Source organism: Paenibacillus sp. JCM 9796 (genome assembly GCF_055379675.1).
Window position 1 is genome coordinate 4,699,467 of the sequence record NZ_AP043723.1, and the last position, 21,112, is coordinate 4,720,578.

Here is a 21,112-nt window from a genome sequence, read left to right on the forward strand (position 1 = left end):
TGACGATCAAATCCATCAGGCGATTGATGAAAAAGTATGTTGACGGCTACATCGATGGCACTATTAAATCTGAGCAAAACGTTAGCCGGGTTTATTGGCCGCTCAATAATTGATTACTAAAGGAGCTAATAATTATGAGGAAAAAAGGAATTATTTCGTTATCGATCGTTGCAGTATTGGGACTATACGTTGGCATTGAGAAAAGTCGGGCGAGTTTTTCTGATACGGCTGGACATTGGGGCGCTGATGCGATTAACAAGGCCATTCAACTCAAAGTTGTGGATGGATACCCTGACGGTTCGTTTAAGCCTGAACAAAGCGTTAGCCGTGCCGAGTTCATGAAGATGACGGCAACAGCTTTAAAACTCAAGTTGGATTCGGTTGAGCAAGGTTCGGGCTGGTACAAAGCCTATGTTAAGGCACTCACGGATGCGGGAATCACGCGGGACCGAGACTTTGCTACAGAAGACTGGAACGCGCCGATCACGCGGCTGGAAATGTCCCGCATTGCGGTACGCGCAACGGATGCAGATCTGCAGAAGAAGGAATTCAATATCGACAATGCTTCGGTCATGTTCAATGCGACGAAGACCGGCTTGATTCAAGGTTTGGCCAATGGCGAGCTTGCCGTGGATGCGCCCACAACGAGGGCGCAATCCGTTACGATCATCGACCGGATCTTGAAGGTGAATAACGGGGAGAAGCTACCGGTTGATCAAGCTGCCGCCAGTTTTGCGGAAATTGATCTGCGCGGCAGCAACTTTGAAACCGTGTGGAATATGAGGATCAAAACGCTCCCTGTTACGGAAAAAATAAATGACCATTTGGAGTTAACGATTCACAAAATGGTTGTTGTTGATATGAAAAATCCGGATGCCGCCTACTTTGATCTTTATAAGAAAGAAGAATACGCTCAACCTTATGTAATAGGAGCTTACATTACTTTAAAAAATAAAGCTACCCAAGAAGAAAATATTATTTGGCCGCGTCAAATGATAACTACTCTACTTGGAAATAGAGCTTTAGCAACTCAAGACAATATTATTAACTTCAAAACGAATAAAGATGGAGAATATACTGGTTGGGTTTCATTTAGATTCGAGAGAGAGAAATTAGATGGGTTCTTTGCAGAAGGAGGATATCCATTAATTGAGATTCACTTACCATCTAAACAATTGAATCTTATGTACAACGAGTAGTTCACAAAGGCGGTATTTCAATGGCTTATAAAAAACTTATATTCAAAGCGATACGTTATATCGTTCTTATAACCTTTGTGACTTCTTGTCTTCCGCTGGATTTGATTCCGTCTGCAAACGCCGCTACAGAGCAGAGCGTTCGAGTTTTTGTTGATTTTTCCAGCTCCAACACAACGGGATCAAGTGCCGAACTTCCTATGATGCATTCAAAGGATACCAGAAAATCCGTAAATGTGGATGTGGGTTCTTTAGTTAAAGGTAACATCACATCGTGGAAGTTTATGTTTCATGGCGCTGATAAATCCTCGGTAGCTACCTTAAACGGATACAGCTTGTCCATTAATAATTTGGACGGTAAGCAGCAAACCGTTTACGGAAAAATGGACACCAATCCGGGTCATTATATCTATAGGCTGCCCAGTGGGAAAAGATGGGAGCATAAAGGGGAAAAAACAGCGATATGGCAATTTGATGCTAACCCATCAACGGATACGAACGGTGATGGAGCAAGCGACTATCCTGGCACAGTACCTTCGACCGGATATATTCGTCAACCCGATCAAGCTTTGGCATCAAACACTCCCCAATCCTATGATTCGGCTCCCCCTCTTAATGGCCGGGATTTGCGGTACAATGGTACGGATGGGATAGCCCCTGATTGGAACGGGAGAGGGGCTGCTGCCACAGCTGCGTATGAAGCGGAGCCGCCAACAAAGTTTTATGATGATAAAACCAAAATTGGAAATGGAACTGCTACAACGATTTCATCTAATGATGTTGTAAACATTCGCATTTCAAGAGCAAGTTCTAAACCAGATGTACGTGCTGTTCCCCTTCCAACTCCTTTCGATTGGGGGCCATCTGCAAATAACAAAGGTATGGTTAAAGTATTTCGACACTTATCGAATAATTTAGAAGAAGGAAAAGATTATGAAGCTTTTCCCGATACTACCAAGCAACATGCGGAGCTTCGAAATTACTTCATGGAAGTAGACACCGAATGGGAAGGGGAAACCTATCTTTACCAAGGATACTTTGACATCACGTATCAAATACCAACCAAGCCTGACATCGTAGCAGATAAGCTAACCGCTGATAAAGCTTGCTTTAAAGCTGGAGATACCGTTAATTTTGAATATTCGTTTCGAGTGATTGGTCAAGATATTTCAACGCCGTTTAAGGTTCAAATCAAGGTCGATTCTACCGTTTTACGAACGGATGATTTCAATGGGACTTACACGACCGGCTTGAAATGGGGAAGAACGTTCAGTTATACATTCTCATCATCCGTTGCTAAATCTATAACGATTATGTTTGATTCCGAAAATATCATTTCAGAGGATCGAGAAGATAATAATGTCATCATTGAAACCTATACTCCGAGCGCAACATGTGATCAAGATTCTCCACCGGAAGTAATAACTGGCGAACTCGTATTGGAAAAGACAACCATGAAATTCGGCGAAAGCAATCTCATCAACAACAAAAACGTCACGGTTACAGGAGGAAACGGCTGTTCACTTGCTGAATTGAGCTATACCTTAACTCAAGGCAGCTTAACTCAGACATATAAAAACGGTTATCTCTATTCCGTAAATTTCGCGGGTCCACCGTACCCGAAAAGCATGGGGGCAGGAACGGTTAGCGTTGCCATGCAAATTAAGAGTACCTGCGGAACAATAAAAATAGTTACTCCCAAGACGTTCGAAATAACGAAGGATCCAAATAACAGTCCACCTGTGTTTGAGGGTTCATTTTTTCAAGGGTATAACACCGCTGGTTATCCTCCAATACAAGAAGTCATTGTAGGAAATAGGGTTGATCTGGGCGTGGTAAATGATCCTACGACAAACCCTAAAACTCCGTATGATCCGGATGGAGATCCCGTCATCTATTATTGGAATTGGGAGGGCAGCTCCAGTGCATGGATCAGAGGTCTAAAGGGAAAGCATGATCTTTGGGATTATGGCGATCACTTTGGTCCGTTTGTTGCCGATGTCGAAGGCACACACACCATCGAGGTCACGGCCATTGATAAACGCGGCGCGGTAACCGGACCCAAGCGCGTTACATTGAAAGTAGTGCCGGAGAATCCGCCGCCAATACCTGTTATCACCTTGCCGCCGAAGGTCGTTGAGGGTAGACCATTTACGCCGGACATTAGCGGCGCGGACAGCTATTCGCCGCGTAAAGATCGTACGATTGTACAGTATGACTGGACAGGCAAGCAAGCTGTCTATCCGACTGCCGGAGGGTATCCTATCACTTTGTCGGTTGTAGATAGCGGCGGAATCAGATCTACATCACCAGCTGAGTCAACATTAAATGTACAACCAGATTTGCCGCCTGTGGCAAGACTGAATAATCCTGGGTACGGTATTCGAGGATCTGCAATTAATTTCAAGGATACTTCGTACAGTCCGGATGATGACCCAATAAGTGTGCATACGCTCGTTATGTCTTACGACAGTAACAATGATGGTTCGTTTTCTGGAGAAAGTTCATGGACGGTAACGACAGACGCAGCAGGAAACTTCTCTTACACACCAACCAAGATAGGTAAATACAACATTCGCATTTTCATTAAAGAAGGGGTTGGGTATCAGAAATCGGATCAGAAAGATTTTCAGTTCGAGGTTGTGAACGAAGCGCCGGAAGCTAGTTTTTACATTCAAGGTTCCGATTTCTTCCCGCCTGAAATCGTAACCAAAAGCTATTCGACTTCTGATCTCATAAATAACTGGAAAACTTCGACCGTCTATGAGGGAGTGAAAGCAAAGAAGGAGTATGTTTACAACACAGGGGAAGATGCCTTAGAAACGCCTGCGGCTCCTGTTGATTTGCATACTCCGTCCGTTGGTGTGCCCAATTTTACAAAGTATTCCTTTAGTTGTGCACCTCAATATTGTGCACCTAATGTTATCTCCCCAAATTTGATTGAAGCAAAAGCCTGGGACAACATATATTTTACAAATCCTAAGTGGGCTGGAACAGGGTACTACCAAGCCGCTCGATGGAGCAGCAATTATCACACTCAAATTGGAGCTTATGATGTAGAGCAGGATCGTATTTGGTATGTGTCAAAATACGAAACAGTTGAAAATAGTCTATCGGTGTGGAAAGTAACAAATTTGGTATACCGAATTTCAGATTTGGCGATGGCGGGAGCATCCGGGACGAGTAATATGCCTTCCCCCATATGGCAAAGCGCGGAAACTATAGGGTATTTCGCTCAACCCACACCACCGCCGTCCAATGTATTCTATACGCCACCGGAAAAGAAAGCTGCGGTACAGAAATATTCCGTTGTCAAAGAGGGAACCAAAACCGCCAAAAAGATTTACGGACCCTCCGGTGAGCTGATTGCCAGTCTGCCCGATGCTCAAGGAATCAAGTTTTTCGGGGATACGATGATTTATTTCACGCATACCAGGACAGTGGATTGGACGTTTATCCATTATGATATCTTCATCAATTTTTATGATCTAAAAGCAAAAGCAGCTATAGGTTTACCCCAAAAAACAGGCCATATTGCTTTTGATAAAGAGTACGTACCTTCTAATCAAAAGGATATTTATCCTATGCCTGACAATCGAATCATGGTAGCTAGAGATGGAAAAATAGTTTTGGTTGACAAATTCTATTATTCCGGGAGTAACTTTACCAATCCTATTTATTATTTATTCGACATTAGGGGTAACCAGCTGATTAGGCAAGAACTTTCCGATTCTACGTTCCCTGTTGGTGTTGCGCCGATTATGTTAGAGGACGGCAAGCTTTACTTCCTTAGCACTAGTGGCACCTCCGTCGAGGTGCGCAAGGCCGATTTTACTCCACCCGCTGTAGGCGCTGAATCTTTCAACTATGGGCAGTTCTACAACGAATCCGAAACATTGGATAATGGGGAAATTGCACAGAAGGTCAAATTCAACTACAACAACTTTGCAAGTGGACCTTCCGCGGGTATTTCTGCAAGAATGGCTGACCATCGCAATATGTACAGGTTGGAGCTAGCTACAGATAAGGTACGGATCGTAAAAATCGTAAATGGCGTAAAAACAACGCTTGGCGAAGTCGGTTATGCGATTTCATATCGTAATTACTATGACATGAAAATCAAACTGAACGGCAATCGTATCCGGGGGTACATAAACGGCGTACCATTGCTGGATGTGCAGGATTCGACTTTCACAAGCGGATATTTTGGGCCGTTCTCGGAAACGTCTTATGTGCTTATTAAAGGGCTCTCAACAACGAAGTACATCGGTAACAACAACCAGCTTCAAAATGTCGGCATCGTAGGGACGCAGCTCGATTATGTCAAAAGCTATTCAGATCTAGAGAATGACCCTGCGATTGAAAACATGACAAGATGGACTTACACGCACACCGAGCCGAATAAATTTTTAGATGCAGGGGATGGTTACTCTGGAATCTCATCGCTAAACGGCCATACGGTAACATCACCTTATGCAGTGCTGGATAAGGTCGGGACGTACAAAATCGATTATCAGATCCCCGACGATCCGGCCCCGGCTGGTTACAAGTATCCGGACAATACATTTGCTGCTTACCGCAAATACTCGGATTTGTCGAGCACTTACGTCACGATACATCGCAGGCCGGTTTCGTTCTTTACGTTGACAATCAATGCGGATAAAAGCGTGGCATGGAATGATGCATCCTACGATCCTGACAGATGGCTTAGCCCGTCGAATTACTCAACCGAAGCTACCGGTATCGATTACCGCACAAACAGAGGAGTTATCGAGTACAAACGGACCTACACGACCCCAAGCGGCTCGACAATCAATGGTCAGCTATCAAGGCCGACAGAATGGGGTTGGTATACGGTCCGACAAGCGGTCAAGGACGAATATGGGGCTTGGAGCGATTGGCACGAGGTTTTCATCTGGCTGGAGCCTGCACCGAATAACCCGCCCGCCGTTGCTCTTACGTTCCCGACAGGCACTTATGCTTCACCAACGCCGGTAAGTCTGAAACCGACCATCACTTGGAACCAGTGGGACCCTGATCCGAATACGACCTTCAGCGTCTTTAATCTAATGGTAAAGGACGAGTGGGGAAATTGTATCGAATGTCTCTCCAACAGAGCCATGTACACGCAAAACACATCTTGGGCGTGGACGATGGACGTACCGCTGGTGATGGGGAGGAAATATCAAGCGCAGGTGCAAGTTGTCGATGACGGCAATTTAGCCTCTCCATGGAGCGGCATCGGCTGGATGTCGACGAACAGCCCGCCTTCCGCCTATATGAGCGATCCGTGGGGAACCGAAAGCAGCCCGACTTTGAAAAACACAGTACGACCCGATCTTATATTTGCCCAAACCGATTCTGATCCTGGAACAACCTATATGTACATGCAGCTCCAAATTACAAATGCCGATCAGACCGTCACGATCAAAGACAGCGGTAAAGTATGTCAGCGATGGTCGGGAGGCGTTTGTGTCGGAACCACAAGTGTGTCGAACCGCTACAATTTTAATGAAGATCTCCCTGCCGGTCAAAAGCTGCGTGTGAGAGTGAAAGTGTGGGATGTGCGACTTGTTCCGCTACAACCGTGCCATACGGGAAATGCGGGGATTTGATATCAAATCCAACTTTGTATCTGAAGATGGGAATGAGGGGTCCATGTTTCCTGAAACCATCTCGTTAATACTCCTGCATGCGGGAAGCGGGCAGCGCTTGCTGTATGACGCCAGGTGAAGTCGGCAGAAGGTAAGCTGGAGCCGCTCGATAAGAGAAGGTATGCGGACCGATATGCCGGACGGCTGAAAAGCAGGCTATGGTGAGCATGACCGAACGGTCTGACAAACTGCCGAATGTACGGGGCTATACACTTGACATATGGAAACATATGGACCAACCCTGCGTTGGTGTGGGCGGCGAAAAGTACGAATGTCCTATAGGAAATTCGCTATGCCGAACGATGGCGGCATCCGGCCCACAGTCTCAGAGGCAGCACCTAAGGCCTGCATAGGATAGCTAGGATACAAGGAACAAGGAAAGCAAGGGACGTCCATGCATCGAACTGCCATTCGGGACGGCTGCTATAAGACCTGTAAGTCGAAGTGCAGTTACCCTTGTGAGAGCAGGGGCACGACTCATGAAGTACCTGTAATAGGTATGGAGGAACAGCCCCAAGTCTTCTTTCCAAGAGAAGATGGAACGCCGTGTGCGCGGAAACGCGCATGCACGGTGTGGTGGAGGGGAAAAGGCGGAGATTGTATCAAATCCTTACCTATTCCAATCAATATGGTACAGCATCGGACTGGTCGCCGGAAGCTTGGATGTTTATCAACCGAGGACCTACGGGCTTGCTCGCTTTTGACACGCCGATCTACGAGCACGATACGCCGACGTTTACGGTCGCGGTCGCGGACCCCGACGGAGATTCGATGAACGTTCAAGTCGAAAGCAGCTATAACGGCGGCGCTTACGTGAATTTGATCCAATGGTCCGGCGTTCCTTCCGGAGAGCCGAAGGCGTTCTCGCACGGACCGCTGGCCCGCGGTACCTATACGTTTCGACTAACTGTGAATGACGGTAACGGCGGATCGTATCAGCAAACGTACGTGTTCTACGCTTTGCCGCTCGGGCTTGCCGGACGTGTAAGCCACACCCCGGAGTGGGAAAGCTACCGGCAATTGTGGAACTCCAGGTTTCCGCTGCAGCCTCGCGGTTCGGATATGTTCTGGGCGGGCGAAGCGTTTGTGCTGGCGGCAGATGTGACCGATACCGGAACAAGCTCGACGAAGCCGCTGGCCGTAACGGCGACACTGCTTGCTACCGGCGAATCGGTCGATTTGACAGGGGATTCCTTCCTGGTGTTGTACGAAGGAATGCTGCTGAACACCGAGCATCCGTACACGCTGGCGCAAGGCTCCCAAACTTTCCGGTTCAACGTGCAATGGTCCAACGGACTCCATCTAACATACGACGTGCCGATCCGTATCGAGGGGTCTGTCTTCGACGTGATCGTCAATCAAATTCGCCATTAATCGCGCATCATGACGTATAGCCTGTTTTACCCGGACAGCAGTTCTCTTGTTTTCCCAGTTTTTTTCTGTTATATTTCTCACTTGTGGGGTTCTTTCGAAGTCGGAGGAAGCTTCGCGGGTGGGTGAGGGAACATTTCTAAAGAAGGATCAATCATGGAGAAAAACAATCGCTGGAAAGCGGTCGTTTACGTGCTTCTGGGCGCAGCTTCTTACGGCGTATTGTCCACTGTCGTGAAACTGGCTTATGCAGGCGGCTTTACGGCGGCGGAAGTGACAGGAAGTCAAGTGCTGCTGGGATGTGCCGCGATGTGGCTGCTCTCCGCCCGGTACTGGAATCGCATTCGGGAGATCTCCGTCATTTCGATGCTGCTAATGATCGGCAGCGGCGTATTTACCGGATTAACGGGCATCTTTTATTATCAATCCCTGCAGCATCTGGACGCGTCGTTCGCCGTGCTGCTTTTATTTCAATTTACATGGATGGGGATGGCGCTCGAATGGCTGCTGCACGGCAAACGTCCGGGACGCCCCCAAGCGGCCGGCGCCGTCGTCGTCTGGGTCGGAACGCTGCTCGCTTCCGGACTGCTCGAAGGACGGCTGGCCGGTAAAGTCGGCTGGCTCGGCATTGCGCTCGGGCTGATCTCGGCGGTCTGCTATACGCTGTTTATTTATTTCAGCGGTAAAGTGGCCGTCGAAGTGCCGCCCTCGCTGCGAAGCGCCTGGATGCTGGCCGGCGCGGCGTTGGTCGTATCGATCGTGTATCCTCCGCACTTTCTTTGGAACGGCGCACTGCTTCACGGGCTGTGGGGGTGGGCTGTCGTGCTGGGCTTGTTCGGGATGGTCTTGCCCCCGTACTTGTTCGCCAAAGGCGCGCCTAAGCTGAACACCGGGTTGACGGCTATTCTCGGCTCCGTCGAGTTGCCTGTCGTCTTGATCTGCTCGAGCCTGCTGCTGCAGGAATCATCGGATGCGGCGCAGTGGATCGGGGTGGCGCTGATCTTAGGCGGCATCGTGATCTCCGAGTGGTACAGCCGCTTAGAAGGGAAGCTCGGAAGCCTAACTTCATAGCATCCTGGCAATCGCGCCGCGATAACCGTTCTTCCCCATCGGGGAGAACGGTTTTTACTTATTTTCAGAAGGAATGCGCCTTGAACGCTGCGACGAATGCCTGGAAAGCCGGTGAGTAATACGCATCCTTGCGATAAATGAATACGGTTTCCACCGTGCGGTGCCGCTCCGGTATAGCGTGAATGCGGATGAGGCCTTCGGCGCTCGCTTTGCTCGCGGCGAGCGATTCGGGAAGTAAAGAGACGCCAAGCCCGGCGGCCACACAGCCGAGAATAGCGTCCAGGTTGCCGAATTCCATAATTTTGACAGGCACGATCCCTTCTTCCAGCAGCCAATGCTTCAAGACGGCCCGGTACGTGCAGCCGCCGCGAAACACAAGGATGGCGCGGGTTCGAGCAAGATCGGCGGAGGTCGTCGAAGTTTGCGAAGCGGCGGTTACCATCACCAGCCGTTCTTCGACGACGCGCTCCTGCATAAGCTCCGGATGCCGGACGGGGCCGGCTACGAAGGCTCCTTCCAAAGCGTAGGACAGCACGGCTTCGATGAGCTCTTCCGTCGGACCTGTCTTTAAGATGAGATCGACATTCGGATACTGCCTATGATAGTTGGCCAAAAAGGCTGGAAGACGCACGGCGGCAGCGGTTTCCATCGAGCCGACTGACAGCGGACCCGCCGGCGAATCCGTATCCCGGACCGCTTTACGGGCTTCGTCGAGCAAACGGAGAACTTGTTCCGCATAGGTGAGGAGCGTTTGGCCGGCAGGCGTCAACGTAATGCCCCGGTTATGGCGGTAGAAGAGCGGGGTTTGCAGCTCTGCTTCCAGCTGCTTGATTTTGGCTGTGACGTTGGATTGCGCGTAATTTAACATTTGGGCGGCTTTCGAAATGCTGCCGGATTCGGCCGCCGAACGAAAAGTTTGCAATAACGAAATATCCATGGCATTACCCACGCTCCTGTCTAGTGCTGATATCAAAATTGTTGATGGGCTCGATCGGTATTGTTTATTGTTCATGATAACAGGAATCGGCTACAATGAACATATTGCACCGATTTGGGAGTATAAGGAGATAGCGTCGTGTGGAATCGTAATCACAACCAAAGCGAGCGCAAAGTGATGATCGGCGGCATCCTCGTTCTGATCATAGCGATGGGGATCGGCAGATTTGCCTTTACGCCGATTGTGCCGCAGATGATGGAGCAGGGGTTCATCGGGGAGAAGGAGGCCGGCACGCTGGCATCCGCGAATTATTTGGGTTATCTGGCCGGTTCGTTGATCGCGGCCTTCTATCCGCCGTCGCGGCGCAGGCTGTTCGCCATCAAGTCGTGGCTGCTGGTCAGCGTCGCTACGACCGCACTCGTGGCGGCTGTGGAATCCATCCCCATCTGGCACGTGCTGCGCTTCGTCTCCGGAGCGGCGAGCGCCTTCCTGTTCATCTACGCTTCAAGTCTCGTGATGGACGTTTGGTCCCTCAAGAAGCGCGCTTCCGCGGCCGTCAGTTCTTTGTACACCGGTGTCGGCTTAGGGATCACGCTGGCCGGCCTCGCCGTGCCCTTCCTCTACGCAGCGTTCGGCTGGAAGGGCTCTTGGTGGGGGCTCGGCGTGATCAGCCTGCCGGGGGTCGCGCTGGCTTGGCGCTGGCTGCGCGACGTACCGGCGGAGCGGACGGAAACGGCGCCGTCCTCGCCTGCGTCTCTTCCCGCCGGCAGGCGCTATGACTTGCGGCAAGGATGGGATGGGCGGCTGCTTGCGGCCTACGGATTAGAGGGACTCGGTTATATCGTTACCGGTACATTCCTGGTCGCTTACGCAGGTCGGCTGCCCGAGGCTGCTGCGATTTCCTCCTGGAGCTGGGTAGCTGTCGGCCTCGCCGCCGTTCCTTCGGGATGGGTATGGTCGTATGCGGCCGAGCGCCTCGGTTTCCGTTATGCGCTTGCTGCCGCATTGGCCGTACAATCGATAGGCATCGTCCTGCCTGTAGCTTTTCCGACGCCGGCAGGGGTCATAGGGAGCGCGGTCTTGTTCGGCGGCACCTTTATCGGGATTGTGACGCTGGCCGTATCCTGGGGCCGGGCGTTGAATCCGCAGCGGAGCGGACGAACGGTCGGCCTCCTGACGGCGGCTTACGGAACCGGGCAGTTTATCGGTCCGGGCGCGGCCGGCTGGCTGATCGCGGAGGCGGGCGAATACGCGACGGCTTTGTTCGGAGCGGCATGCATTGTCGCGGCCGGTATGCTTTTTTTGCTGGCGCCCTTAAAGGAACGCAAATCCAAGCAATTTTTGAAAGGATGAGAAAAGCATGCCATTTGTGAATATCAAAATTACGAACGAAAACGTTACGCCGGAGAAAAAAGCGGAGTTGATCCAAGGCGTCACCCAACTGCTCGTCGATGTGCTCGGTAAAAATCCGCAAACGACGGTCGTCGTCATCGACGAGGTGGAGACGGACAATTGGGGCATCGGCGGCGAAAGCGTGACGAAGCGGCGCTTACAGGGGCGCTAAGACATGAAATCTATAAGGATTCGGGCGGATGTGGCCCGGGTCCTTATTTGTTTGTGCGTTTAACGAAACAAAACCGGTGCTGCCGCGTATAAGTAGAACAGCAAAAATGTGTCCATATAGGAAAATCATGCGTCTAAGAACCGTCAGCCACAATTGGATATTCTGATATTGTTGACAAGGCTGCAACATTTTTGCAACCGAATCCGTTTATTAGGTTGCAAGAGAGGGGGATCCCAGTGGTAGCGCCAGAGTTAATCAAGGCTGCCCAGATGGGCGATCGCGACGCTCTAATTACCCTATTGCGAGAAATTGAGAATCACGTCTATCGAACCGCTTATTACATTCTGGGCAATGAGCAGGATGCGTTAGACGCCGCTCAAGAAGCGTTAATCCGGATTTATACCAAAATCAACTCCTACGAAGAGAAAGCCCAGTTTAAAACGTGGGTGCAGCGGATCGTCACCAACCTTTGCATCGACAAGTTCCGTCGAACGAAGCCGACGATCTCCATTGAGCAGCACGATCTGAGCTTTACCGACCATAAAACGGTGGAAGACGAAGTTATGTCTACGTATATCGCACAGGACATCCGAGAAGCGATTGACAAGCTCCCCGAGCACCATCGTTCCGTGGTCGTCCTGAGATATTTGCAGGACTTCTCTTATAATGAGATCGCGGAATCGCTGGATTTGCCGATCAATACGGTGAAGTCGTATTTGTTCCGGGCAAGACAGCAGCTGCAGGGCATACTGAAGGATTACAACCGCAAGCAACGCAGCGATGCGGTACGGGGATAGATCGCGATGTGAACCATCAGGACAACAACGGATATACGAATCGTTAGGAAAGGTAGTGTACGGGGATGATGTGTCAAGAGGTGATCGAACTGATGCAGAGATACCTTGATCGGGATCTCGAAGAAACCGAATACCGCCGGATGCTTGGGCATCTGCAGCAGTGTCCGGATTGCTCTGAACTGTTCGAACGTCTTGTGAATTTATCGACCGAGCTGGAAAATTTGCCGAAGGTGACCCCTCCGTTTAGCTTGGTAGATGCAATCATGCCATCGATTGAACGGCTGGATGCCGCTTCCGGAAGCGGAGAGGCCGTTTGGACGAGTACGGCAACGGAAGAATCGGCTTCGCAGGACGCCGAGCGAACGACGGCTAGGGAGCTGCCGAAGCGAACACGCCGCATGGAGAGCTGGCGTCAGCAGGTACGGGAGTGGGTTTCATTCCCGGTGCTTGGCGGCGTCGTCGCGGCCGGATTGATCTTCGGGTTTTTCATCTTCCAGCAGGACCGATCGACGACGGGCAATTTGGCCGAGAGCTTGAGCTCGAAGGCGGAACAGAAAGCCGCAGCCGACCAAGCGGCGGCGCCGAGAGCGCAGCCGGCCGGTAACGCAGGCGGAGCAAACGAAACCGGACAGGTGCTCAATGACGGGAACGCAGCGTCGGGCGGCTCAAGCGGAGGAAGCCCGGCAGCTGGCGAAGCGAAGGGGGCCGAACAAGAGGTCGGGAAGAACGGTCAGGCCGAGACGCTGAATCCGGCGGGAGCCGGGGAAGCTGCGCCAACCGGTAAACCGAATGCGACCAAGGCGGCTCCATCGGCTCCGGATCAGAAGAATGACGCGCCTCAAGCGGGTGCGGGGACGTCCGAACAGCTGCCGGCGACGCCGCCGGCTTCACAGGGAACGGCGGATGAGACGCCGGGCGGGAGTGCCGGGACGGAGGAGCCTGCGGTGCCGGATTCCGAAGCGAGCGGCCCATCAGCGGCGAAACCGGGTTCAGCTGCAGACGGTGAGGCCGAGCTGCATCCGCGGGAGAAGGGCGGACCGAGCTTCGGCTTTATGGCTATCAATCCTGAACCTGCGGCGGTGCACGAGCTGTCCTCATCGGACAATGTTTATCATGCGAGGGTCGAAGCGAATCAAGTGGTCATTCGGGACGCCAAAGAAGCGGAAGTATACCGTTCCAAATTCGACCGGTGGGAAGATGCCGCTCGCATCGAGCTGGTCGAATGGAGCTCTCACAAGCTGATATATACGGTTCAAATTTCCGATCGGAAGCGGACGTTCGAGATCAATATGCAAGCACAATCCGTTACGGAAACGGAAGTTAAAATGAACTGACAAGCAGTTTCAAGACGCGGGATACACGTTGAGGAAGAGGAAGAAATCACAAACGTTCGCGCACACATCGGGGGCTGCTGCGTATACTATGTAGCAGACGAACAATTGAATTCGAACGCGTCTATGATCACGCTTTGATTGGCAGGTTTCTAGAGCCTGCTCGGCGTGTTTTATATAGATGGGTGTCGGGCGAAGGGATTAGGTCGAACCGCTTGCGGCTTTGACGTAATCCCTTTGTTGTTGTTATGATGAGAAGCGAGAACTAGCAGCGGGAGCGGTGGTTGCGGAAGATGGAGTACAAGCAAGCGTTAAAACAAATCGCGAAGGGCCAATTTGCGCCTGTTTACGTCTGTTACGGCTCGGAAAGCTATTTGATCCAGGAGTTCGTGCAGCGGCTGACCGAGCATTTGATCGAGCCCGAACAGCGGGCGTTTGCGGTAGGGCGATACGATTTGGCGGAGACGCCGATCGACGAGGTGATCGAAGAGGCGGAGACGCTGCCTTTCCTGGCGGAACGCAAGCTGGTCGTGGCTTCCGGCGCCGCCTTTTTAACCGGGGCCAAGGAAAGCGGGAAGGTCGAGCATAACATGGACCGGTTGACCGCCTATTTGAAAGCCCCCGCTGAATTTACCGTCCTGGTGTTGACGGTGAGCGCGGACAAGCTGGATGAGCGCAAGAAAATCGTCAAGGCGCTGAAGGATGCCGACCGGCTCGTTCCCTGCGGGATGCTGGGCGAAGCGGAGCTCACGCAATGGCTGCAGCAGCAGACCGATAAGGCAGGCTTCTCGTTCGCGCCGGGAGCAGCGGAGCAATTGATTCAATACGCCGGGACAAGCCTGCAGACGCTTGTGAAAGAAGTGGAGAAATGCTCGCTGTATATTGGCTCCGGCGGGGTTATCACAACGGACGATTTGGGGCAGCTGGTCACCAAAACCGTGGAACAAGACATTTTTCAAATGGTCGAACATATCGTTCAAATGAAAATGGAAGACGCCTTCACAATGCTGGCTGAATTGCTGCGGCGCAAGGAAGAGCCGATCAAGATCGTCATGCTGATCGCCCGGCAGTTCCGGATCATCCTGCAGGTCAAGGATATGACGCAGCAAGGTTATTCGCAGCAGCAGATCGCGGGGCAAATCGGCGTGCACCCGTATGCGGTCAAAATTGCGGCGGGGCAGGCGGGACGCTTCGATACCGGGCGGCTGATGAGCATCCTTCAGCAGCTGGCCGATCTGGACTACCGCATGAAGAGCGGGAAGATTGACAAGGTGCTCGGGCTCGAGCTGTTCTTGCTCCGGTTAGCGGCGGCGTGAGCGGCTTCTTGCAAACAAAAAGACCATGTGTCCTGTTGAAGGCACATGGTCTTTTTGTTTGTCGCATGCTTGTATCGGGACGCTTAGCCTTGAGCGGCAAGCGCGTTCAGCTTTTTCGCGAGGCGGGACTTTTTGCGGGCAGCTGTGTTTTTATGGACTAAACCTTTGGTCACCGCTTTATCCAGCTTTTTGCTGGCAGCGATCAAAGCATCTTTAGCAGTTTCCACGTTGCTACCTGCTGCAGCCGTTTCAAAAGCTTTTACAGCAGTACGAAGTGCGGATTTGTGAGATGCGTTGCGCAGACGGCGCTTTTCACTCACTTTCACGCGTTTGATAGCGGATTTAATGTTTGGCATGACGTTCACCTCCTACAACAACTTGCAAACAAACAAAGTTCTTATTTGTTGACAACTCTAGATATTCTAACATGGGCGGTATCAAAATGCAATAGAACGTCAGGCCGTTAGCGGAACATTTTGTATAACGCCCTCTTGTTTATCACACAATATACGAGCGAAACGATGAAGAGAGGGGATACGTTCATGGATTTGGATTTAAGCGCGTATTCGGTGCGAACGGACCTCGCGTTAGAAGCTCACGACTTGGCTTCCGCCTCCGGCTCGGCCATTCCCGGCGTACATACGTCCAGCAAAGACGAGGAGGGCATCCGGGTCAGCCTGATCGACATCACGTCGGAGGAAGGCTCCCGGGCGATCGGCAAGCTGCCGGGGCATTACATTACGATCGATGTTCCCGAGCTGCGCAAAAAAGACAGCGATCTGCAGGACCGCGTCGCGACCGTGTTTGCCCGTGAATTTGAAAAATTTCTACTCAAGCTGAATGTTCCCGCTAATGCCAGCGTGTTGATCATTGGACTCGGCAACTGGAATGTGACCCCCGACGCGCTCGGTCCGATGGTCGTTGAGAACGTGATGGTTACCCGCCACTACTTTGAACTGATGCCGGGTCAAGTCAGTCCCGGCTATCGGCCGGTCAGCTCGGTGGCGCCCGGCGTACTCGGCACGACCGGGATTGAAACGAGCGATATTGTGCAGGGCATCGTTGAACGGTCCAAGCCGGATCTTGTCATCGCCATCGATGCACTGGCTTCCCGTTCGCTCGAGCGGGTAAACACGACGATCCAGATCGCGGACACGGGCATCCATCCCGGCTCCGGCATCGGCAACAAGCGCAAGGGGCTGACGCTCGATGCGCTCGGCGTGCCGGTCATCGCCATCGGCGTTCCGACAGTCGTTTACGCCAGCACGATCGTCAACAACGCCTTTGACTTGATGCATGCCCATTTTGCGCGGCAAACGTCCAACACCGGACAAATCCTCGGTTTAATGGATACGATGCAGGAGCAGGAACGGCTTGAGCTCGTCAAAGAGGTGTTGAATCCGTTAGGTCACGATCTGCTCGTGACGCCGAAGGAAATCGACCAATTTATCGAGGATATCGCCAACATCATCGCCAGCGGCCTGAACGCCGCGCTCCATGAAGCGGTTGATGTGGACAATGTATCGGCTTACACGCACTAGCATCGGTATGAGCGGGAGGCACGCACAATTGTGTTACGGTCCCCGTACAGAGGCCATCCTTAAAGCGCAGCGGCTTTAGGGATGGCTTCCTGTTTGTTAAGTCATTTTGAAGCGGCTTAGCAGCCTCTGCAAGTTACCGGCCCTTACAAGCAACTGCGTGGTAGACGATTGCGGATGAGCCTGCCTGACTCGGCGATGGAACCGTCGATTTCCCGGAACGAAGACCCTGCGCTTTGCACCGCTCCCCCGACCTTATCGATTTCAGTTGTTACCGCACGCACCCTGTGACGGCTTGTTCCACGTACTCCTTCACGTCCTGAATCAGCACGCCTGCCTGCTCAGAGCCTGCGAGCCCTATGAAATTTATGGTTCTATCTCCCGAACGAGACTCATAGAGTAGTTACTAGAGAAGCGGGGGACACGAATCACGAATCGTTCCCCTGCCGACATCGCAGCAACGGTCGTACGACGCGATCCGGTAAAGAGGAGGAACAAGTACATGAAATGGTCTGCCGTCACCGTCAATCTAAGCAAAGTTCGCAAAACGGGACAAATGCTCGGGGTTTATTCGAAAACGTTGTCCATGTTGATGATAGGGTGCTTCATTTTTTTTATGGTGCTGGGCGTGCTCGGCTACGTGCAATCGCGGGTGTCGGGCGCCTCGCCGAACGCTTCGATGAAGGGGCTTGCCGCGTCCGTATCCAGCCGCTTTTTTATGGATATGATGGGGCTTGAGGTACCGGGCTTGCCGGCCGGCGGCAAATCGTTCACGTTCTCGCAATCGAACGTATCGAATTTTTTGTTCGCGCTCGTGACGGATTTGAATCCGAACGATCCGAAGACGCTGATAGCCCGCGAAGTGCCGGGGATGTCGCAGACCCGTGCGGTGCCGCTGAATAATGTGGGAAGCATCGATACGCCGGAGGATTACAGTCCGCGGTCGGATGTATTTGAGGGGAAGGAGCTCGGGAGCGAAGGGACGATCACGGCGAATCCGGGATCGGCGGGCGAAACGGGCGGAGCGGTGCTCGGACCGCAAGCGCCGACGGCTCAGCCTCCCGCTGCGGCAGGCAAGAATGTCGCCTTTATCTATCAGTCTCACAACCAGGAATCGTATTTGCCGGAGCTGCCGGGCGAGAAGGATCCGGATAAAGCGTACGATCCGAAGAAGAACGTCACCCAGGTCGGTCTCAGGCTTGCGCAGAGATTGGAAAAGGAAGGCATCGGCGCCGTCCATTCGGATAAAAACTATCCGGCTATCGAGAAAGGCTTCAATTATTACTTTTCCTATAAATATTCGTTAAAAACGCTGCAGGAAGCTTCGGCCGGGCATCCCGATCTGGATTATTACTTCGACATCCATCGCGATTCGCAGCGGCGCTCGAAAACGACGGCAACCATCAAAGGGGTAGACTACGCGCAAATCTATTTCATTATCGGGGGCAAAAACCCGAATTATAAACAAAATTACGAGTTTGCCGAGAAAATTCATGAGGCGTTGGAAGCGAAATTCCCCGGCATTTCCAAGGGTATTCATGCGAAGTCGGGGGAAGGGAACGGCGTATACAACCAGAACTTCTCGCCGAACAGCGTATTGGTCGAAGTGGGCGGGGTCGATAACAGCCTGGAGGAATGCTACCGGACAGCGGATGCGCTTGCTGCAGCGATCGCCGAGGTCATCCTGAACGCGGAGAAGGTCGATGCGAAACCGTCGCCCGCCTCGGACGGCACGTCTGCAAAAAAGCCAAGCTGACACGGCCAGGGGAATGAAGCGGCCAAGCCAAATCGTTGAGGACGCGGACAGGTAAGCTACAGGCGGAAGCGCGGAGAACCCCGGGGAACCCGATTGGCGCGGTTGGTCATGCGAAACCGAAACGCGGGAAGAAGAAAGGGCGCTGAGGCGGCCTGAAGAGACAAGGCAAGGAGCGTGCAAAGGATCATGAACGGAAGCGGCTGGTTCAAATTCGGCGCCATCGCATTGGCGATGGCTTTTTGCCTTTTTTTCGGGGTATCGCTTGCGACGCAGGGAACCGAACGCATTCACGGTCCGCTGACGAAGCCGCCGGGCGAAGCTTCCGCCGCCGGAGTGCGCCCGAACAGCGCAGCTCCGGCAGGGGCGAAGAAGTCGGCGCCGCCTGCGCCCGAGAAGTCGGAGCCGGTGAAGAAAACGGCCGAGAAGAAGACGAAGCCTGTAGCGAAAGCGCCTCAGGAGCCCGCCGCCGATACCGGCATCAACCGGGTCGGCAACAAGGCGGGAGAGCTGCTGCAAATCATCGCCTATCACGGCATCCGCGCCATTGTTTCTTTGTTTGAGGCGATGCTGAAGTAATGGCGCAGGCAGGGGGACTTCTCTGCAAGGCTGTCGGGGCCCGCAAGCAGGAAACAGCGCGGAATTTCCGTGCATTGATGCAAGACCCCACAACTGCTATAATGAAAAGTATTGTACAAAAAGCGAGTTTAGTGAGGTTTTGCTGCCGATGGATATCCAAGCCAGACAAAAGAAAATTAGAAATTTCTGCATTATCGCCCATATCGATCACGGGAAATCGACGCTGGCCGACCGGATCTTGGAATTTACCGGCGCGCTGACATCCCGCGAGATGCAGGATCAGGTGCTCGACCAAATGGATTTGGAGCGGGAACGGGGCATTACGATCAAGCTGCAGGCCGTACGCTTGAACTACCGCGCCGACGACGGCGAGGAATATATATTGAATCTGATCGATACGCCGGGACACGTCGATTTCACGTACGAAGTATCCCGCAGTCTGGCCGCCTGCGAAGGCGCCCTGCTTGTCGTTGACGCGGCGCAGGGGATCGAAGCGCAGACACTGGCTAACGTGTACTTGGCGCTCGACAACAACCTGGAGATTTTGCCGGTCATCAACAAGATCGACCTGCCCAGCGCAGATCCGGAACGGGTGAAGCAGGAGGTCGAGGACGTCATCGGTCTCGATGCGAGCGAAGCGGTCTTGGCTTCGGCCAAAGCCGGGATCGGCATCAAGGAAATTCTCGAGCAGGTCGTGCAGAAAGTTCCGGCGCCGACCGGAGATTCGACGCAGCCGCTGAAAGCGCTCATTTTCGACTCGCACTTCGACCCTTATAAGGGCGTTATCGTGTATGTCCGCGTCATCGACGGATCGATCCGGGCCGGTTCGAAAATCAAGTTTATGGCGACCGACAAAACGTTCGAAGTCATTGAGGTCGGCGCGTTCAAACCGCGTATGGGCATCGTGGATTCGCTTGAAGTCGGCGATGTCGGCTTTATTGTGGCCGGGATCAAAAATGTCGGGGACACCCGCGTCGGGGATACGGTGACTGACGCGAAGAATCCGACGCCGGAACCGCTGCCGGGCTACCGCAAAATCAATCCGATGGTGTTCTGCGGCTTGTACCCGATCGAAACGAGCGATTACAACGATTTGCGCGATGCGCTGGAGAAGCTGCAGCTGAACGACGCTTCGCTCAGCTTCGAGCCGGAGACGTCGACAGCGCTCGGCTTCGGCTTCCGGTGCGGCTTCCTCGGGCTGCTGCACATGGAAATCATCCAGGAGCGGATCGAGCGCGAATTCAACATTCCGCTCATCACAACGGCGCCGAGCGTCGTGTTCCGCGTCACGCAGACGAACGGCGAGGTGCTGAACATCGAGAACCCTTCGCTGTTCCCGGAGCCGGGCAAAATCGATTTCGTCGAAGAGCCGTTCGTAAAAGCCAAGATCATCGTGCCGAACGATTACGTGGGCGCGATTATGGAGCTGTGCCAGGGCAAGCGCGGCGAGTTCGTCAACATGGAATACCTGGATACGACGCGCGTGACGCTTACCTACGACATTCCGCTGTCGGAGATCGTATACGATTTCTTCGATCAGTTGAAATCGAGCACGAAAGGGTACGCTTCGTTCGACTACGAGCTGTCGGGCTACAAGCGGACGAATCTCGTGAAGATGGACATCCTGCTGAACAACGAGCAAGTCGACGCGCTCTCGTTCATCGTCCACCGCGACAGAGCTTACAACCGCGGACGCATCATTTGCGAGAAGCTCCGCGAGCTCATTCCGCGTCAAATGTTCGAGGTGCCGATTCAAGCGGCGATCGGGCAGAAGGTCATTGCCCGCGAAACGGTCAAAGCGATGCGCAAGAACGTATTGGCCAAATGCTACGGCGGCGACATCAGCCGGAAGCGGAAACTGCTGGAGAAGCAAAAAGAAGGAAAAAAACGGATGAAGCAGGTCGGCAGCGTGGAAGTGCCTCAGGAGGCGTTCATGGCCGTCTTGAAGATCGACGAATAGATCAAAAGCAGTGCGGGAAGCAGGTGTTCGGCATAACGCGAACGC

Annotated in this window: 15 protein-coding genes; 13 read left to right on the forward strand and 2 right to left on the reverse strand. The window is 52.6% G+C overall.

Annotation, left to right across the window (positions count from 1 at the left end; all coding sequences use genetic code 11):
- The first annotated feature begins 134 nt into the window (after positions 1-134).
- The 4 genes from ACZ439_RS22610 (at position 135) to ACZ439_RS22625 (ending at position 9,292) form a co-directional block, all read left to right on the forward strand.
- On the forward strand, positions 135-1,199 hold the full coding sequence (locus ACZ439_RS22610) for an S-layer homology domain-containing protein (protein ID WP_464620240.1): 1,065 nt from the start codon (positions 135-137) through the stop codon (positions 1,197-1,199).
- A 20-nt stretch (positions 1,200-1,219) separates the two neighbouring features.
- Positions 1,220-6,811 (forward strand): CARDB domain-containing protein, encoded by a 5,592-nt coding sequence (locus ACZ439_RS22615; protein ID WP_464620241.1) that lies wholly within the window; start codon positions 1,220-1,222, stop codon positions 6,809-6,811.
- A 585-nt stretch (positions 6,812-7,396) separates the two neighbouring features.
- Positions 7,397-8,224 (forward strand): Ig-like domain-containing protein, encoded by an 828-nt coding sequence (locus tag ACZ439_RS22620; protein WP_464620242.1) that lies wholly within the window; start codon positions 7,397-7,399, stop codon positions 8,222-8,224.
- 153 nt (positions 8,225-8,377) lie between these two features.
- Complete coding sequence (locus tag ACZ439_RS22625; protein ID WP_464620243.1) at positions 8,378-9,292, forward strand: EamA family transporter; 915 nt, start codon at positions 8,378-8,380, stop codon at positions 9,290-9,292.
- 64 nt (positions 9,293-9,356) lie between these two features.
- Here ACZ439_RS22625 and ACZ439_RS22630 read toward each other — a convergent pair whose 3' ends face one another.
- Positions 9,357-10,229, reverse strand: a complete 873-nt coding sequence (locus ACZ439_RS22630; protein WP_054796710.1) for a LysR family transcriptional regulator — start codon at positions 10,227-10,229, stop codon at positions 9,357-9,359.
- A 138-nt stretch (positions 10,230-10,367) separates the two neighbouring features.
- On the opposite strand from ACZ439_RS22630, the gene ACZ439_RS22635 reads away from it, so the two are divergent.
- The 5 genes from ACZ439_RS22635 to holA all read left to right on the forward strand — a co-directional run bounded on the left by ACZ439_RS22635 (position 10,368) and on the right by holA (position 15,237).
- Positions 10,368-11,582, forward strand: a complete 1,215-nt coding sequence (locus ACZ439_RS22635) for a YbfB/YjiJ family MFS transporter (RefSeq protein WP_141336052.1) — start codon at positions 10,368-10,370, stop codon at positions 11,580-11,582.
- A 7-nt stretch (positions 11,583-11,589) separates the two neighbouring features.
- Complete coding sequence (locus ACZ439_RS22640) at positions 11,590-11,793, forward strand: 2-hydroxymuconate tautomerase family protein (protein WP_127606919.1); 204 nt, start codon at positions 11,590-11,592, stop codon at positions 11,791-11,793.
- A 236-nt stretch (positions 11,794-12,029) separates the two neighbouring features.
- The gene (locus tag ACZ439_RS22645) at positions 12,030-12,590 is read left to right on the forward strand and encodes an RNA polymerase sigma factor (protein ID WP_054796708.1); all 561 of its coding nucleotides are present in this window, start codon (positions 12,030-12,032) and stop codon (positions 12,588-12,590) included.
- A gap of 92 nt (positions 12,591-12,682) precedes the next feature.
- Entirely contained in the window at positions 12,683-13,924 is a 1,242-nt protein-coding gene (locus ACZ439_RS22650) for an anti-sigma factor family protein (protein ID WP_464620244.1), read from the forward strand.
- 290 nt (positions 13,925-14,214) lie between these two features.
- Positions 14,215-15,237, forward strand: a complete 1,023-nt coding sequence (holA, locus tag ACZ439_RS22655; protein ID WP_464620245.1) for a DNA polymerase III subunit delta — start codon at positions 14,215-14,217, stop codon at positions 15,235-15,237.
- Between the two features lie 83 nt (positions 15,238-15,320).
- Here holA and rpsT read toward each other — a convergent pair whose 3' ends face one another.
- Positions 15,321-15,593 carry a 30S ribosomal protein S20 gene (gene rpsT, locus ACZ439_RS22660; RefSeq protein ID WP_127606913.1) on the reverse strand — a complete coding sequence of 91 codons (273 nt, stop codon included), beginning with the start codon at positions 15,591-15,593 and terminating at the stop codon, positions 15,321-15,323.
- A 186-nt stretch (positions 15,594-15,779) separates the two neighbouring features.
- Here rpsT and gpr point away from each other — a divergent pair, with 186 nt between their 5' ends.
- The 4 genes from gpr (at position 15,780) to lepA (ending at position 21,067) form a co-directional block, all read left to right on the forward strand.
- Positions 15,780-16,778 carry a GPR endopeptidase gene (gene gpr, locus ACZ439_RS22665; RefSeq protein WP_127606911.1) on the forward strand — a complete coding sequence of 333 codons (999 nt, stop codon included), beginning with the start codon at positions 15,780-15,782 and terminating at the stop codon, positions 16,776-16,778.
- Positions 16,779-17,277: 499 nt separating this feature from the next.
- Positions 17,278-18,531 carry a stage II sporulation protein P gene (locus ACZ439_RS22670; RefSeq protein ID WP_141336754.1) on the forward strand — a complete coding sequence of 418 codons (1,254 nt, stop codon included), beginning with the start codon at positions 17,278-17,280 and terminating at the stop codon, positions 18,529-18,531.
- Positions 18,532-18,717: 186 nt separating this feature from the next.
- Entirely contained in the window at positions 18,718-19,107 is a 390-nt protein-coding gene (locus ACZ439_RS22675; RefSeq protein ID WP_141336753.1) for a hypothetical protein, read from the forward strand.
- 148 nt (positions 19,108-19,255) lie between these two features.
- Positions 19,256-21,067 carry a translation elongation factor 4 gene (lepA, locus tag ACZ439_RS22680; RefSeq protein ID WP_127606905.1) on the forward strand — a complete coding sequence of 604 codons (1,812 nt, stop codon included), beginning with the start codon at positions 19,256-19,258 and terminating at the stop codon, positions 21,065-21,067.
- The last annotated feature ends 45 nt before the right edge of the window (positions 21,068-21,112 follow it).